Here is a 16,114-nt window from a genome sequence, read left to right on the forward strand (position 1 = left end):
CAGTTTTCCACGGCGGAACAGTCCGCCCGCACCGGTGGTTGCGCCGGCTACCCGTGCTGCCTGCGGGAGCTCCGCCGGAACCTCAGGGTGAGGAGTTCAAAGGGCCTCAGCTGCAGGGGCACCGCGCCGTCCGGGGACCGGTGTTCGCCCAGTGCCGCGGAGTCGACCGGCCGTTCCAGCAGATCCGTGGCGGCAACGCCGTCGTAGGCGAAGCTGGTCCGCACCTGCGCCCGCGCCCGTCCGCCGTGGGCCTCGTAGAGCCGCACCACCACGTCGCCGCTGCGGTCCTCGGCCAGTTTGACCGCTTCCACCACCACGGCTGGGTTGTCCACCGTGAGGACCGGCTCCACCGGTGCCGGAGATACCCCGGAGATGTACCGGAGCGGCAGGTTCAACCTGTATCCCTCGGCGACGGCGTCGGGGATGTCCGAGGCGGGACGCAGTGAGAACCGAAAACTGTGCGGCCCCTGGTCCGTCCCGGGGTCCGGAAACAGCGGGGCGCGCAGCAGTGAGAGCCGGACCGTGGTGCAGGTCCGCCCGTTCATGCTCTCGCGGAAGGTGTCGTGGCCGTAGGTGGAGTCATTGGCCACGGCCACTCCGTAGCCCCGCTCCCCCACGTGGATCCAGCGGTGCGCCACGGTTTCGAACCGTGCCTCGTCCCAGGACGTGTTGGTGTGCGTGGGGCGGTGCACGTGCCCGAACTGGATTTCGGAGGCCGCCTGCGCGGCATGCACGTCCAGCGGGAAGGCAAGCTTGAGCAGTTTCTGCCGCTCATGCCAGTCCACGTCCACCTCCAGATCCACTGCCGAGCCGTCCGGGCTCAGGGAAATTCGCTGCACAATCGCCGAGTTCCCAAAGGACCGCGTGATTGTCAGGGTCCTCCCGCCGCTGCCGTCCTCAAGCTCCATGTGCTCGGGCTGCATCAGGTCCGTGGAGCTGAACCGGTAGTGCGCGTCCAGGTCCCAGGCATCCCACTGGTTGGGAGTGTCACGGAACAGCTGGAACAGGTTTCCGGGCCGCCCGGGTGGAAAGACCTCCCGCCCGCCGCAGACCAGTGACCGGAAGAGGCCGGTGGAATCCACGGTCAGCCGGAGCCGGCCGCTGCTGATGAGCCACCCGCCGCCGGAGCGCTGCCAGATGTGGGACGGAGGCTCCGGCACCGGCCCGGATCCGGCGGCGGGAATACCGGCTGCGGCGTACGGCCCCGCGTTCAGTGCTGCCGCCGAGGTCCCGCTGCCGAGCAGCGTCCGGGCCGCCTTTGTGATCAGGCCTTCCAGCTCTGCGCTGACCAGTGCGTAGTTCCGTTCTGCTTCCTGATGCACCCAGGCAATGGAGGTGCCGGGCAGGATGTCATGAAACTGCTGCAGCAGAACGGTGTGCCAGGCCCGTTCCAGTGCGTCGTACGGATACTCGGCCCCTGCGGCCAGCGCTGCGGCAGCGGCCCACAGTTCCGCTTCCCGCAGCAGGTGCTCGCTGCGCCGGTTGCCCTTCTTGGTGTTGGCCTGGCTGGTGTAGGTTCCGCGGTGGAACTCCAGGTACAGCTCCCCGGACCAGGCGGACGGGTTGGCCAGCTCAGCCTCGGCTGCGGCGAAGAAGCGCCCGGGGCTGGACAGCTGGACCGCCGGGGACCCTTCCAGTGAGGCGGTGCGGCGGGCCGCGGCCAGCATTTCCCGGGTCGGCCCGCCGCCGCCGTCCCCCAGCCGAACGGCACCAGTGAGGTGTTGCCGAACCCTTTTCGCTGTACTGGCGCTGCGCACGGGCCAGCTCACGCCCGGACAGCTCGGAATTGTAGGTGTCCACAGGCGGGAAATGCGTGAACAGAGTGGAACCGTCAATGCCTTCCCAGCGGAACGTGGAGTGCGGCATGATGTTGGTTTCGTTCCAGGAGATCTTTTGCGTCAGGAACCAGCGGCACCCCGCCGCACGGGCAATCTGCGGCAGCGCCGCCGAATATCCAAAGGAATCCGGCAGCCACAGAACGTCCGGCTCCAGCCCAAAATTTTCGCCAAAAAAGCGTTGCCCGGCGACGAACTGCCGGGCCATGGCCTCGCCGCCGGGCATATTGGTGTCCGCTTCCACCCACATTCCGCCGGTGGGCACGAACCGTCCCTCGCGCACCCGCGCCGCCACCCGGGCAAAGAGCCCCGGATAGTACTGCTGCAGCCAGGCATACTGCTGGGCCGAAGACGCCGTGAAGGTGAAATCCGGATCCCGGTCCATCAGCTCCAGGACATTCGCGAAGGTGCGGGCCACTTTGCGCACTGTTTCGCGCACCGGCCACAGCCAGGCACTGTCGATGTGGGCATGTCCGACGGCGTGGATCCGGTGTGCGCTGGCATAGGCCGGCAGTGCGAGAACGCCGGCCAGCTGTTCCCGGGCGGCGTCCGCGGTGCCGGCGGCATTCCCGGGATCGACGGCGGTGACCGCACGTTCCATGGCCCGCAGGATCTCGTAGCGGCGCGGCAGGTCCATCGGCAGCTCATGCATCAGCCCGTCCAGGGTCCACAGGTCCCGGGCCAGGTTCCAGACGCCGGTGTCCAGCAGGGCGAGGTCCGCGGAACGGAACACGTACAGCGGTGCCTGCCCCGCCGTCACCGGATCGCCCAGCGGGGTCGGCGCATAGGTGAACCCGCCAATAACATTGGGATTCGATGCCGCTTCCACATAGAACCGGAACGTTTCGCCGGGAGCATGCGGCACCGGAACGTGCAGGTTCCGCGGTTCCACCGCCTTCACGATCCCGCCGTCCGGGGTGTACACCAGCGCCTCCGCTTCGAATCCGGGTCCGTCGCCGCTGAATCCCAAATCCACCAGCAGCTCGGGACAGCCGTTTTCGGTGTTCCAGCTTTCCGGCACGGTGCCGGAGATCCGGAACCAGGTGGTTCCCCAGGGCGCCCCACGCCTGTCCTGCGGAGAACGGGGCAAAGTCCTGCTCCACGGCGGAGGCGAAGGCAACCGGCTCCCCCGGGGCCGTCCATGCTTCCAACGTCGCCGGCGTCCGGTTCCGCCAGAGGTTCCCGGCGATCCGTTCCCGGAGGAAGCGGTGGATTCGGGCTTCAACAAGTTGGCGGCTGTCGTGCATGCGGCACCTGCCCTTTCGTTGCGCCGCTCAGGACAAAGGAGCCGCCCAGGGCCGGGACTACGGCCGCTGCTGCACAAAGGGTCTTGGTGAGGGCCCGCATGGTTTTCCTTTGATCCACGGTTGCCACTGCGGGACATGCCCCGGTGGTGCGGCTGACGCTAATACACGGCGGGGATTTCCTCAATCATGGTCGGGGCCCGGCCTGCCGGCACGGTCCAAGGCGCGGCTGGTGACGGGCCGCTGCGCCGGGGGCTAAAGGACGACGGCGGCAGTCATCTCGCTGACAAAGGCCTCGGTTTCGGCGGCGTTGCGGAACCCGTAGGACACTTCGCGCACGGCCTCCTCCCGGCTGGCCGGGACCGGGTGGTACTTCACGGTGTCGAAATTCCCGGGGACGGTGACCGGCTCCACCAGCGGCCGGTGGTTCAGGTGGGGAAACTGGCGCAGCGTGGGATCGATCCGCCACTGCGCGGTTTCGATCCAGAAGTGGTCCCCCATGCCTGATGACCCGCTCACCACCCGGATCTCCGTGACGCCGGCACCGGCCATCAGCCAGGCCAGCGTAAACGAGGCGGGCGCGCCCAGTCCGGAGCCGTAGGGAATGTGGCCCTCTGCCACCGCCGCCGTCTGCTCGGCAAGGCGGGTTGCTTCCTGAAGGCTGAGTGATCGCATGCCTCCATGTTCCCAGCCGGATGTGCTGAGTGCCTATTTGGGGCCCCTTACGCCCGCCGGCCCTGCCTCTGCGCCGGAGGCGGCGGTACCGTTGAAGCATGACCGACCGCGAAACCCATCAGCGGCACAGCTCCCATCCAACCGGCGCCATTCGAAGGATTCCGTCCGGCCAGAAGGCCGAAGCCCTGTGGTCCGACATGGAGCGCGAGGACGGGCTGTACACCATCCTTGACGCCGCCCAGCGGCTGGGTTTTGGCTACGGCCCGAACCAGCGCGCCTCCCGGCTGACCGGCAAGGGCCGGGTCCTGGCCGTGCGGCGCGGCGGCACCTTCCTGTATCCGGGATTCCAGTTCGATGTGCCGGGCGGGCGCATGCTCCCGCCGGTCAAGGATGTGATCCGTTTGGGCCGCTGGATGGGCTGGACGGATGAGCAGGTGGCGCTCTGGTTTTACACGCCCAATGGATCGCTGCAGGGCAAGCGCCCCGTCGATGTCCGTGCTGACGAGGAAAAGCTGATCAGCACAGCCGAAAAGGACATCGCCGGCATACCCTGAGCCCTGCGGCCCCGGGCATCCCGGATCAAAGTGTGCCGCTGCTCTGCTACTGCGGCCAGCGGCCGGCGGCGAACAGTTCGGCCAGCAGAGCCTGCGCCGGAGCCGGGTCCAGTCCGCGTGCGGCGAGCCAGCCGTCATCGCCGTAGGACGCCGCGTAGCGGTCGCCCGAATCGCACATCAGGGTCACGATGCTCCCTGTTTTCCCTTCGGCTTCCATCCGCGCCGCCAGCTGCCACACGCCCCACAGGTTGGTGCCCGTCGAGGGGCCGGCATGCAGCCCGGCGATGTCAAAAAGGTGCCGGGCCGCGGCTACCGACGCGGCGTCGGGGACCTGGATCATGTGATCGATGACCGCCGGCACGAAGCTCGGCTCCAGGCGCGGCCGGCCAATACCCTCAATCCGCGACGGGCCGCCGGCGGCGGGCACCCCGGGCCGGCGCCAGGACGGATAGAACACCGAATTCTCCGGATCCACCACGGCCAGTTTCGTGGCGTGCCGGTGGTAGCGGATGTAGCGGCCAAGCGTTGCGCTGGTGCCGCCCGTCCCGGCGCCGACCACGATCCATTCGGGCACCGGAGATTCCTCCAGGGCCAGCTGTCCGAAAATCGATTCCGCGATGTTGTTGTTGCCGCGCCAGTCGGTGGCCCGTTCCGCGTAGGTGAACTGGTCCATGTAGTGCCCGCCGGTGCTGCGGGCTATCTCTTCGGCGGCCGCGTAGACCTGGGACGGGTCCTCCACGAAATGGCAGGTCCCGTTGTACTGCTCGATCAGCGCGATTTTCTCTGCACTGGTGGTCCGGGGCATGACGGCGACAAACGGCAGGTCAAGCAGCTGCGCGAAGTAGGCCTCGGAAACAGCGGTGGAACCGCTGGAAGCCTCCACAATGGTCATGCCGCGGGTGATCCAGCCGTTGACCAGCCCAAAGAGGAACAGCGACCGGGCGAGCCGGTGCTTGAGGCTGCCGGTGCGGTGGGTCGATTCGTCTTTGAGGTAGACCTTCACGGACCAGCCCGCCGGAACCGGAACCTCGAAGAGGTGGGTGTCAGCGGATCGGTTGCCTTCGGCTTCAATCCGCCGGATGGCGTCGTCGGACCAGCGCCGGTCCGGAATTGGGGAATTAGTCACCCGGTTCAGCCTACAGGCGGTCCCTGCAGCTGCCTTCCGCCGCTGCAGGTCTGTTCCTGGGACACCGGCCGGAGCGGATGGGTAACGGCAGGGAGCCGTCGGCCGTCAGCCGGCAGTGCCGGCAATGTCCCGCAGGGCACGGACGTGGGCGTCGAAGGCGTCCCGGCCGGCCGGAGTGAGCCCTATCCAGGTCAGCCGCCGGGCGTCCTGCCGGTCAGCTGATGCGGCTTTCGCCAGCTGGACGTACCCGGCCCCGGCGAGCGTCTTCAGGTGTTTGGACAGTGCCGCGTCGGATATCCCCAGGCCGTCGCGGAGAACGGAAAAATCCATCTGGTTTACGGCCCGGAGCAGGCCGCAGATCCGCAGCCGGCTGGGGGCGTGAATGAGATCGTTGAACTGTGCCTCAGGCATGGCGCATGCGGTCCAGCGCCGAACGGTAAGCCACTCCGGCCAGCCACGCCACCGCCCCGAAAGCCGCCGCACTGGTGAGCACCACCGCCCAGCCTGCACCCAGAGCCACCATTCCCAGCGAGACGGAGAACAGGGCCAGGCAGACCGCCGGGATCGCCGCCATGGCGAGGGCTGCGCTGCGGCCCATGCTCTGGAACCTAATCCCCGTTTCCCGGTTCATGAGGTGGGCGATGATGAACACGGCCACCAGCGCCAGCCAGCCGGAGGACGGCGGCGCATAGTTCTCCCCCGGGGCGGCTGCGGCCGCCCCGGCCACCCACCAGGCGCCAACGCCGCCGTACGCGGCCAGCAGCACCCGGGGAATCCGTGTGCCGTCCGCCAATGCCCGGCGGTCCCCGGACAGCTCGCTCAGCCGGGCTGCCGCCTCATGGGCGGAAGGCTGGCTGCGAAAGTTGTTTTCCATAGCGGAAAGTCTACGAGTTACTTTCCGCTGAGGCAAGAGATTTTCCACGCCCGGCTATTTCCTTGGCAGCAGCTCTGCCAGCCGGCGCAGCTCACCGGCGGTGTCCAGTGTCATTTTCTCCGCGCTGCCCAGCAGACCCAGGATGTTTTTGGCCCCGGCATCGTTGGAGGCATGGTTGGTTCCGGGCAGCAGACGCGCCTGAATCCGCACGTAATCCTCCCCCAGTATTTGGTGCAGACCCTCCCGCATGAGCTGGCCCGGACCACCGAAGACCATGGCGAAGTCCCGGCTGAGGGCCTGGAGGTCGGCCGTGTCGTGGGTCTGTTCGGAGCTGAGCAGCAGGCTCACTGACGTACCGGAGGTACCGGTGCCCAGCGAGACCAGAAGCACCCCGTCGTCGTCGCGCGGCTGCGACAAGCCAAGGGCGTAGGCCACCAGGGCCGGGTCGTCGGCTGCCAGCCCGCCGTCCACCAGCTCCCGTGCCCGTCCGGCCGGATCGGTATAGGGCACCGCAGGAAAAAACCGCGGCAGTGATCCCGTGGCCCGGCCCGCGAGCGCCATGGGAGCATCACCCAGCACGGACTGGTCCAGACCGCCGCCGGCAAAGTGCAGTGCCTGGGTGTGCGCCAGGTCGCAGGTCGTCACGGCCACCGGAAGCACGGCTTCTGAGAGTCTGGTCCCGCCCAGGACTTCCTCCAGGAAGTGCTGCAGGGGCTGTGCCGGATACATGGACCCGACGGAGGAAGCGGCCGCCGGGCCCGGCGCGGGCAGGTCCCCCTGGCCGTGGCCCCGCTGGAAGATCGACTTCGCGCTGGTGAAATTCAGGCTCCGCAGCTCCCTGGCACTGTAGGGGGCGCCGCCGCCGCGCGGGCAGGTGAGCGCCAGGGCAATCATTCCTCCGACGGATGTGCCAACGATCAGGTCGAATAGTTCCGCGGTCCTTCGTCCGGTCCGTTTCTCCAAATGGGCCAGCCAGATGATCGGAATGATGCCGCGCACCCCGCCGCCGTCGATCGAGAGAATGCGCAGCATAGCGGCTCCCCTAACGCCAGTAATTATTGGCAGCCGCTACCGTGGCAAATTCCGTGGCGACCACTGCCGAGGCGGCGATAAGCCCCTCCGGATTGTTCGCGTAGGCGTCACGGATGATGCTCTGCACATGTTCATCCGGCTGGATGACAAACGAAGTCTGCAGCGCCAGCTGGACAGCCAGGCGCCGCCCTCCTCGGGCCCTGCGCACTTGAGGGAGTTATTGGGAACGAGTTCCATGGTGTATGTCCTATCAACGTTCGGCGATGCCGGGCCACCCCATTGTGGACGGCCCTGGAACTGGGAACAAGAGCCGGACAGCCGACAGCCACGAAGGGAACCGGAATGGATGAGTATCTCGTCCTGCTGCCCGATGACGCGGAAGCGTGGGAACGCCTCAGCGACAGCGAACGGGAGGCGGTGTACGAACAGCACCGGGAGTTCGCCCGCCGACTGCGGGAGGGAGGGCATGTGCTGAGCGGCGGCGCGGAGCTGGATCCTCCTCGGACAGCCAGGACCGTCCGGCAGGTGGCGGGCCGGACTGTCATCAGTGCGGGACCGCCCACCGATGCGGCTGAACAGCTCAGCGGGTTCTACCAGGTGGAGACCGGGGACCCCGACGGCCTGGCCGAGATCTGCGGCCTGCTGGCCTCCGGTGCCCCGGTCGAGGTCCGCCGGATCGCACGGCACGGCACCGGGTAGTGGTGTATGCGGCTACGGAACCGAGTCCGTCACGGACGTGGTGATTGCCGTCCAGCCCAGGATCGAGCCGGCCGGAATGCCCTCAAAGTCCTCAAAGTCCTCCTGCAGCATGAACGACGGCGGCGCCGCCCGGACCGAAGAAGCGGTCCGGCGCGGCGCCGTCGTACGTTGTTTTCGTGCTGATTTCCCGATACGGCAGGCCGCGCGGGAAGTTCCGGCTTAGAGCTTGGAAGCAACCAGGCCGGTCAGGTCCACGAGGCGGTTCGAGTAGCCCCACTCGTTGTCGTACCAGCCAACGATCTTGACCTGGTTGCCCATAACGCGGGTCAGGCCGGAGTCGAAGATGCAGGAGGACGGGTCGCCCACGATGTCGGAGGAAACGATCGGATCCTCGGTGTACGTGAGGATGCCGGCCCAGCGCGGATCCTGGGCGGCCTTGGCGTAGGCGGCGTTGATTTCCTCGACCGTGGCTTCGTTTTCCAGCGTGACGGTCAGGTCGGTGACGGAGCCGGTGGGGACGGGAACGCGGATGGCGAAGCCGTCCAGCTTGCCCTTCAGTTCCGGCAGGACCAGGCCGATGGCCTTGGCGGCTCCGGTGGAGGTCGGAACCATGTTCACCGCGGCGGCGCGGGCACGGCGCAGGTCACTGTGCGGGCCGTCCTGCAGATTCTGGTCCGCCGTGTAGGCGTGCACCGTGGTCATCAGGCCCTTTTCGATGCCGAAGGCGTCGTTCAGGACCTTGGCCAGCGGGCCCAGGCAGTTGGTGGTGCAGGAAGCGTTGGAGATGATGTCGTGGTTTTCGGGATCATAGTCGCCGTCGTTCACGCCCATCACCACGGTGAACGCGTCACCCTTGGCCGGTGCGGAGATCAGAACCTTCTTGGCGCCGGCGGAAATGTGCTTCCGGGCGTCCTCGGCCTTGGTGAAGAAGCCCGTGGATTCGATGACGATGTCAACGTCCATTTCGGCCCAGGGCAGGTTGGCCGGGTCGCGCTCGGCGAGAACGCGGATGGTGCGTCCGCCGACCGAAAGGTTTCCGTCTTCCACGGAGACCTTCTCGGCCAGCCGTCCGGCGACGGAGTCGTACTTGAGCAGGTGGGCCAGCTGTGCGGGGTCGCCCAGATCGTTGACCGCCACAACCTCGAAGCCTTCGCCGTGCTGCAGCGCAGCCCGCAGGAAGTTGCGGCCAATGCGACCAAAACCGTTAATACCGACGCGTACCGTCATGAGGGCCTCCTAGGCTCGATAAGATTAAATTTAGAAACTAAATTTATTACCTCCTATAATTATGCTGTTATCACTGCCACACGTCAAAAGGGCCACCCCATGGATGCCTCCACCAGCAGCCCGCAGCTCCTGCGCCGCACCAACCTGCGCGCCGTGCTCGAGGTGCTCCGCACCGTGCCCTCGGCCACGGGCACCGACCTCATCTCGGCCACCGGCCTAACGCGCGCCACCGTCATTGCCGTCTGCGACGACCTCATTGCGCGGGGCTGGGCGCGGGAACGGGAATCCCCGCGGACGGAGGGCCAGAAGGGCCGGCCCGCCCGCCGCTTCGAATTCAACGCGGACGCCGGACACGTCCTGGGCATCGACGTCGGGATCGCCACCGTCCGCGTCCTGGTCGCCAACCTTTCGGGGGCCGTCGTCGGCGGGACTGAGATGCGCTTTCCCCGTCACGGCGGAGCGCCGGAGCAGCGGCGGCAGGTCCTCATCGCCGCCGTCGACGACGCGCTGGCCGCTGCGGCGGTCTCCTCCGCGGCGGTGCTGTGTGTGGGCATGGGCATCGCCGCCCGGGTGACCGGCGACGGCGCCGTCGCGCCGGGGCAGGACGTGGCGCCCATGTTTGACCTTGGGCTGCGGCAGGAGTTCGGCGCCGGCCGCGGCTGGCCGCTGCTCGTGGAAAACGATGCCAAGCTCGCGGCCCTGGCCGAACGCTGGCGCGGGGTGGGCGCCGGAGAGAAGGACCTTGCGGTGATCCTGGCCGGCGAGCGCCTGGGCAGCGGCATCATCGAGTCCGGACGGCTGCTGCACGGCGCCTCCGGCGGCACCGGCGGCATGGGTGCGCTGGAGCTGGTGAGCGGCGTCGGCAACGAGGACGGCATTGCCAAGCTGGCCAGGCTGTGGGGCAGCGCTGCGCTGAAGGACGGGCATGACGGCGGCATCCGGGCACTGGTGGGCCCGTCGACCAACCGCGCTTCGGCGCGGCTTGTCTTCGAGGCTGCAGCTGCCGGCGACCCGGTGGCCGGCGACATCCTGGACCGGATTGCCCGCCGGATAGCACGGGTGGTGGCACTGGTGTCCTCGTTCTTCGACCCGAAGCTGATCGTCATTGGCGGCGCCGTGGCGGCGTCGGCCACCGCGCTGCTGCCGGTGATGACCGGGGAGCTGGCCCGGTATGTGTCCGAGCCGCCCCGGCTAGCCGTCTCGGACATGGGCAAGATGCTGGTGCCCACCGGAGCCGTGCGCCTGGCCCTGGACTATGTGGAGGCGCACATGCTCGAACTGGTTCCGGAGGTCCGCCGCCGGGGGTAGTGAGCCGGTCCGCCGCCCGGGGCAGCTCCTGCAGACGGAGCAGGCTGCCCGCCGGCTCCCGGAACGCGCAGTCACGCCCCCAGTCCTGGTCCAAGGTTTCTGGACCACATCCGCTCCCCCGGCTGTGCTGCGGCAAACAACAGGCCGGCGCTCCCCTCTTCCTGCTGGGTCTGGAGATCCTGGGGCAGGATAGTGTCCTGCGGCCCTACCCGAAGGGCCGCCCCGGATGAACAGGAACGGCATGGACCGCGATACTGCGCAGGCGTACTTGGACCACTTGGAGCAAAAGGCACAAGCAGAACTTCCTGACTATGTGTACGGGTATTTCGCCGGGGCGTCCGGCGGCGGCGAGTCGGTCCGGGACGCAGCAGCACAGTGGGATGCCGTGCGGTTCCGGCCGCGGGCGTTCACCCGCACGTCCTCGCGGCTGACGGAAACCTCGGTCCTGGGCCTGCCGCTGCGGACGCCGGTACTGGCTGCTCCGATGGCCCAGCAGAACGCGGCCACGCCCTGGCCGAACTCGCGACGGCCCGGGCTGTCCGCCGCGCCGGCTCGCTGCTGGGCGTTTCCACCAACACTTCGGTTCCGTTCGCCAAGATAGCGGCGGAAGACGTCCCGTGGTGGTTTCAGGTGTACGTCACGAAGGACAAGGGACTGTCCGACGCACTGGTCCAGCGGGCTGCGGCCGCCGGCGCGAAGGCACTGATCCTCACGGTGGACGCGACGCGGCTGGCCGCGGGTGAGCTGGTTATTGATCCGCTGTTATGGCCCGAGTCGCCAGGGAAGAAGAGGCTCGGCAACCTGCTTGACGAGGACCTGTCCGGGCTTCCCGCCGATGCTGCCCAAGGGGCTGAGGACCTGACCCTGGACATCATTGAGGAACTGCGGGAACGGTCCGGTCTTGAGGTCGTGGTTAAGGGCATTCTGCGGGCTGATGACGCCCGCAGGGCCGTGGATGCGGGGGCCGCCGGCGTCCTGGTTTCCACGCACGGCGGCCGGCGGCTTGGCCGGTCCGTGACCTCGGTCCAGGCGTTGCCCGAAGTGGTCCAGGCTGTCGGCGGCGACTGCGAGGTTTATGTGGACAGCGGCATCCGCACCGGGGACCATGTGGCAGCTGCGCTGGCGATGGGCGCGCGGGCTGTTTTCGTGGGGCGGCCGGTGATGTGGGGGCTGGCTGCGGAGGGCGAAGACGGTGCAGCCGGCGTTCTCGCGCACCTCACCGAGGATCTGCGGGTGACCATGTCCGGGATTGGCGCCGACGGCGTCCCGGACATCACTGCGGACCTGCTGCACGCTCCGGGCGCATAAACCCGCCGAAGACCCGGCCCGGCAATCAGTTGGAGCCGGCGGTTTCCTTCCAGCTCCAACCGGCTGCCGGCCGGCCCCGCCCGGCCGGCGCCGCCGCAGCCTCCGTTTTGGCCAGCAGCGGACTCTTGGCCAGATCCCGGCCGAGGTTGCTGGTAACCGGCTCCGGCCGGCCCGCCGCGGCGGCAAGCTCACGCGCGAGGCGCGCCGCTGAAGCGGTGGTGAACCGGTCCCCCAGCAGCGCCCGGGTCAGCGCGGCGTCGATCCACAGAGCATCCAGGACGGCGGCTGCCGTCCTGGCGATGATCGCGTCATGGTCGAAGGGGAGGCCCGTGGCGTCGGCGGCCCGCACCAGGTGTGTCCCCTTCTCCGCGCCGGCTGTGCCCGGATCCAGGACGACCGCGTGGACGATGGAAAGTGTGGGTCCGCGCGGATCCCGGTCGGGGTTGTCGAACACCCCCGCCCCGGTGATGCTGCGGATTGCGTCCCGGTCAATTCCCGCCTTGGTTGCCAGGGCGCGCACCGCAGCTTCGGCCAGGAGTTCGTTAGCGGACAGCAGGACACCGGGCAGCGCCGCCCGCCCCCGGAACGGCTCGTAGAGACGGTCCGCGAGGACCACGCTCAGGACACCGTCCCGAAACAGGAAGGGGACGGTGTCGATCGAGACGAGCGGCTGCTGCGGGAGGGTCATACTGCGATGTTACCGAGCACCGCCCGCACGTCGGCAAAGGACTGGCGGCGCAGGAACTGTCCGTTGGCCCAGACCGGCTGGAGCATCGAATCGGCCTCCTGCCCGGCGGTGGCCCGTTCGATGAGCTTCAGTTCTCCGTCCGCGCCCCGGGTGACGGCCAGGCGCCCGGTGGCTGAGCGCTTGGACCCCTTGGCCGTGACGGGGTCCTTGAACACGTTGCGGCCCTCTCCGTTGACCTCGATGTAGGTGACCTTGACCGCGGAGGAGAAGGTGTCCCGGGTGACGTACTGGTAAGTGAACGATCCGGCGCCCAGCACGATGTTCTCGGAGGCGTAGCCCATCCCTTCCAGTCGGGCCGTGATGTCGGCGGCACGCTCGGGCGTGATGGAGTCCCCGTACATGACCCGCACATTGTTCAGGACCTTGTATCCGGCACGGTTGAGGGTGGATCCGAATTCGGCCTCCAGCAGGGCGGCGACGCCAAAGTAGGCCGGGTCGGTCTCCATCGTCGCGGCCTCCCGCCCTGCGCCGGAAACCCCGGCGCCGGTGCGCTCACCGCAGACGATGTCGGCCGGGTCTCCGGAGTCGGGGCGGATAACGACGTTGCCGTCGCGGGCGGTAATGATGTCCTTCAGGCCCGGCAGGACGACCTGCAGGACATGCCACAGGTCGTAGCCGTCGGAGACCAGGGAGATGTTGCCCGTCGGATTGCCTTCGAGGATGTGGCGGAAGGTTTCGGCCTCTCCGTCCTGGCCGCCGGCGCACATCACGGCGTGTTCACTGGCGGGGATGGAACCGAGGATTTGCCCGTTTTCCGCGCCGAAGGAGGAGTTGTAGTACCGGCGGACGAAGTCCGCGGAGCCGAGCGAATCCGAGCCTTTGAAGGAGAGCAGGTGACCGGCGCCGGAAGCGGCTGCGGCTTCGATCCCGGGCATCCCCCGGAAGGAAAAGTCGTGGAGCTGCCAGTCCACAAAGGCAGGGTCCGTGCCCGTCCGGGCGGCCGCCGTGTCCAGGATGCCGCGGTATTTGTCGGCGATGGTCGCCGCGGTGGAGGGCTGCCAGATGGAGGCCGAAAGGGCGGTCTCGATGTAGTTGACCAGCCAGAAGAATTCGGGCTCGGTGGATTCGACCGTCACCGACGGGACCAGCAGCGGCACCCGGGTGCCTTCGGGAAGGGCCCGGAAGATCAGCGGCAGGTACCCGCGGCGGTGCAGGGCGCGGATGTGGCCGGTGCCGATGGTGTTCGGGCCGAGGATGTTGTTGAGGCCGGCCTGGTATTCGGCGACGGCTTCGTCTTCGTCGGCGGCGAAGAACGGTGCGAAGGCCTCGATGCAGTACTTCTGCAGGAAAGCCTGGAGACCGAAGTGCACCACGTGGTCCACGCCTGCAAGCCGGGAGCCGCGGTTGGTGAAGTTGGAGAGGACCCTGGTGGTGCCGGCGGGGTACATGTGGATGTGGCCGAGCTTGTAGGCGTCGGTCTGGAAGAGGGCCGCGGTGACGCTGGCGGTGGTGGCGGTGGCGGCTGCGGGGGCGATGGTGGCTGCGGGGGCGATGGTGGTCATGGTCGGCTCCTTGAACGGGCGGGAAATGGTGGGCGGGGCGGGAGAGATTAGATGAGGTGGGAGAGCAGGGGCGTAATGCGCGCAGCCACGGCGGGGTTGGACGCTCCGGGGTGGGAGTCGGTGGTGTAGACGGTGCCGAAGGCTTCGGTAAGCCGGCCGGCGCTGCCGGAGAAGACGCCGTGGCTGACCCACAGGTCCAGGCGTTCCGGGCCGAGGCCGGTGGCAGCGGCCAGGCCCAGGAACGTTCCGCCGCCGTCGCAAATGTCATCGACGACGAGGAAGCGCCCTTCGTCGGGCAGCTCCTCGCAGGTGAAGCCGGAAAGTTCGCCCGTGAGGAAATCGCGGTGCTTGGCCGCGTGAAAAAGCGGCAGGCCCAGGGCCTTGGCGGCGACGGCGGTGCGCGCTTTCGCGCCTTCGTCGGGGCAGATGACGCCGGCGTACCCGGGCCGTGCTTTTTGACGGCACGGGCAATGACGGCTTCGGGGCCGACCACCGTGAGGTTGTTGACCAGCGCGGGCATGACGGGTGAGTGCGGGTCGAAGCAGATGACCTCGTCGGCGTTCATGGCGTTGATCAGGTTCGCGTAAACCCTGGCGCCGAACGGATTGCCGCGGTCCTGGCGTGCACCGGGCAGGTACGGAATGACTGCCTTCACGCTGTGGCCGCCCTGGTGGGCGTAGTCGATCCACATGGCCGCACGCAGATACTCGTTGGCGTCGGCGCCGGTGAGGTAGAGGTACCGGGGAATTTCGTTCCCGGCAGCATCAGTTTTGATGTGCGCTTCCCCGGCGGGGAACGTCATTGCCGTAGCTGCCGAGTGGACGGTGAAACCCTGCGGGACCTGAGCGAATGTTGTGAGCATGCCCCCACTATACACAAATAATCATCATGTGATGTTTATTGGGCGAAGGCGGCACGGACATGCGCGTGACGGGCCGAGGCAAGCCCACGAAAAAACCCCTCCTGTTCGGCGTTATGCCTGATCAGGAGGGGTTTCGTGGAGCCCCCTGCCGGATTCGAACCGGCGACCCCCTGTTTACAAGACAGGTGCTCTGGCCAGCTGAGCTAGGGGGCGGCGCCGGCCAAGGCCGGCAGCCGCCGTCGTCGTGCTTTCCAAAAGGCAAACACGGCAACTGCGCTAGTTCAGGTTAACCCAGAGCGCCCGTTCCCGCGAAACCCGCAGGAGGTTGCCCGCGAGACGGGCGCACTGGAAAGACCGGAAACGTTTTACTTGGTGGCCTCGATTGCGCCTTCAACGGCGGCAGTGAAGTCATTCGCGTTGGTTTCGGCGCCGTTGACGTAGACGGTGGGAGTTCCGTTGACGTTGTCCACGCGGGCCAGCCGGTCCGCGTAATTCACGAAGGCGCGGAACCCGTCGTTCTGAATGCAGTCGGAGGCATCGGCCGCACCGGCGGACTCGGCCATGTCGGCCAGTTCCGCGTTCTTGATTTCACCGTTGTCGTAGTTGCCGAAAATGGCGGTCATGAAGTCCCAGTAGGACTCCGGGTTTGTGTCCGCGACACACGCGGCGGCGTTGGCGCCGCGGGAAGAATAGTTGGAGGGCGAACTGCGGTCCAGGAAGGCGACGGTCCGGTACTCGAAGGTGACCTCGCCGGCGTCGAGCCAGGTGGCGATCTGCGAGTTGTAGGCCTTCTCCAAAATCGGCGCAGTGCACGCAGTTCACGTCGACGTAGACCACAATCGGCACGGGCTGGCCGGCCTCAGCCGGAGTAATGCCCGGCGGGACGGGAGCATCATCGCTGGTCTCCGCCGGAGCTTCCGGCAGGGAAGCAACATCAACGTCGAACGGTTCGGTGGATTCCAGGGATGTTGTCGAGGTCAGCGTGATTCCGCCGTATTCATTGGCGTTCGCCGGAGCCGGGCCGGTCTGCGCTTCAGGACCGCTGCTGTTGCCGCGTGTGGAGCTAATCACGATGAGTGCCACAACCACAATGATGGCCACCACAGCAACGACGACACCC

At 67.6% G+C, this 16,114-nt stretch carries 14 protein-coding genes, 1 tRNA gene and 2 pseudogenes; 5 read left to right on the forward strand and 12 right to left on the reverse strand.

The annotated features are described in order from the left end of the window. Positions 1 to 47 precede the first annotated feature (47 nt). Together OL239_RS17930 and OL239_RS17935 are read right to left on the reverse strand one after the other, a co-directional pair. Positions 48 to 3,082: pseudogene (locus tag OL239_RS17930) on the reverse strand (alpha-mannosidase). Positions 3,083 to 3,334: 252 nt separating this feature from the next. Then, positions 3,335 to 3,754 (reverse strand): hypothetical protein, encoded by a 420-nt coding sequence (locus OL239_RS17935; protein ID WP_268910030.1) that lies wholly within the window; start codon positions 3,752 to 3,754, stop codon positions 3,335 to 3,337. A 98-nt stretch (positions 3,755 to 3,852) separates the two neighbouring features. On the opposite strand from OL239_RS17935, the gene OL239_RS17940 reads away from it, so the two are divergent. Further along, positions 3,853 to 4,308: a hypothetical protein gene (locus tag OL239_RS17940; RefSeq protein ID WP_268910031.1), complete on the forward strand. Its 456-nt coding sequence runs from the start codon at positions 3,853 to 3,855 to the stop codon at positions 4,306 to 4,308. 46 nt (positions 4,309 to 4,354) lie between these two features. On the opposite strand, the gene OL239_RS17945 is transcribed toward OL239_RS17940, so the two are convergent. The 5 genes from OL239_RS17945 to OL239_RS17965 form a co-directional block, all read right to left on the reverse strand. Then, a complete protein-coding gene (locus OL239_RS17945) occupies positions 4,355 to 5,434 on the reverse strand; it encodes a PLP-dependent cysteine synthase family protein (protein ID WP_268910032.1) in 1,080 nt (359 codons plus the stop codon). 105 nt (positions 5,435 to 5,539) lie between these two features. Further along, positions 5,540 to 5,845, reverse strand: a complete 306-nt coding sequence (locus OL239_RS17950) for a transcriptional regulator (RefSeq protein ID WP_268910033.1) — start codon at positions 5,843 to 5,845, stop codon at positions 5,540 to 5,542. Next, positions 5,838 to 6,308: a hypothetical protein gene (locus OL239_RS17955; RefSeq protein WP_268910034.1), complete on the reverse strand. Its 471-nt coding sequence runs from the start codon at positions 6,306 to 6,308 to the stop codon at positions 5,838 to 5,840. The genes OL239_RS17950 and OL239_RS17955 overlap by 8 nt, the downstream gene beginning before the upstream one ends. A gap of 54 nt (positions 6,309 to 6,362) precedes the next feature. Next, entirely contained in the window at positions 6,363 to 7,340 is a 978-nt protein-coding gene (locus OL239_RS17960) for a patatin-like phospholipase family protein (RefSeq protein ID WP_268910035.1), read from the reverse strand. A gap of 10 nt (positions 7,341 to 7,350) precedes the next feature. After that, entirely contained in the window at positions 7,351 to 7,548 is a 198-nt protein-coding gene (locus tag OL239_RS17965) for a hexameric tyrosine-coordinated heme protein (RefSeq protein WP_268910036.1), read from the reverse strand. Between the two features lie 134 nt (positions 7,549 to 7,682). Between OL239_RS17965 and OL239_RS17970 the strand changes: the two genes are divergently transcribed. Beyond that, entirely contained in the window at positions 7,683 to 8,039 is a 357-nt protein-coding gene (locus OL239_RS17970; protein WP_268910037.1) for a YciI family protein, read from the forward strand. A gap of 219 nt (positions 8,040 to 8,258) precedes the next feature. On the opposite strand, the gene gap is transcribed toward OL239_RS17970, so the two are convergent. Further along, on the reverse strand, positions 8,259 to 9,266 hold the full coding sequence (gene gap / locus OL239_RS17975) for a type I glyceraldehyde-3-phosphate dehydrogenase (protein WP_268910038.1): 1,008 nt from the start codon (positions 9,264 to 9,266) through the stop codon (positions 8,259 to 8,261). A 99-nt stretch (positions 9,267 to 9,365) separates the two neighbouring features. On the opposite strand from gap, the gene OL239_RS17980 reads away from it, so the two are divergent. Both OL239_RS17980 and OL239_RS17985 read left to right on the forward strand, forming a co-directional pair. Beyond that, positions 9,366 to 10,574, forward strand: coding sequence for an ROK family protein (locus OL239_RS17980; RefSeq protein WP_268910039.1), 1,209 nt, complete (start codon positions 9,366 to 9,368; stop codon positions 10,572 to 10,574). 241 nt (positions 10,575 to 10,815) lie between these two features. Further along, positions 10,816 to 11,882 (forward strand): annotated as a pseudogene (locus OL239_RS17985) (alpha-hydroxy acid oxidase). Positions 11,883 to 11,907: 25 nt separating this feature from the next. Here the strand turns inward: OL239_RS17985 and OL239_RS17990 are convergent. Both OL239_RS17990 and OL239_RS17995 read right to left on the reverse strand, forming a co-directional pair. After that, positions 11,908 to 12,570: a hypothetical protein gene (locus OL239_RS17990; RefSeq protein WP_268910040.1), complete on the reverse strand. Its 663-nt coding sequence runs from the start codon at positions 12,568 to 12,570 to the stop codon at positions 11,908 to 11,910. Next, entirely contained in the window at positions 12,567 to 14,132 is a 1,566-nt protein-coding gene (locus tag OL239_RS17995; RefSeq protein WP_268910041.1) for a nicotinate phosphoribosyltransferase, read from the reverse strand. The genes OL239_RS17990 and OL239_RS17995 overlap by 4 nt, the downstream gene beginning before the upstream one ends. A gap of 179 nt (positions 14,133 to 14,311) precedes the next feature. Here OL239_RS17995 and OL239_RS18000 point away from each other — a divergent pair, with 179 nt between their 5' ends. Beyond that, entirely contained in the window at positions 14,312 to 14,719 is a 408-nt protein-coding gene (locus tag OL239_RS18000; protein WP_268910042.1) for a hypothetical protein, read from the forward strand. A 411-nt stretch (positions 14,720 to 15,130) separates the two neighbouring features. On the opposite strand, the gene OL239_RS18005 is transcribed toward OL239_RS18000, so the two are convergent. Beyond that, a tRNA-Thr gene (locus OL239_RS18005) sits at positions 15,131 to 15,206 on the reverse strand. Positions 15,207 to 15,359: 153 nt separating this feature from the next. Beyond that, positions 15,360 to 15,791, reverse strand: a complete 432-nt coding sequence (locus OL239_RS18010) for a DsbA family protein (protein ID WP_268910043.1) — start codon at positions 15,789 to 15,791, stop codon at positions 15,360 to 15,362. Positions 15,792 to 16,114 lie beyond the last annotated feature (323 nt).

The organism is Arthrobacter sp. ATA002 (genome assembly GCF_026898095.1).
In the GTDB taxonomy this organism is placed as follows: Bacteria; Actinomycetota; Actinomycetes; order Actinomycetales; family Micrococcaceae; genus Arthrobacter_B.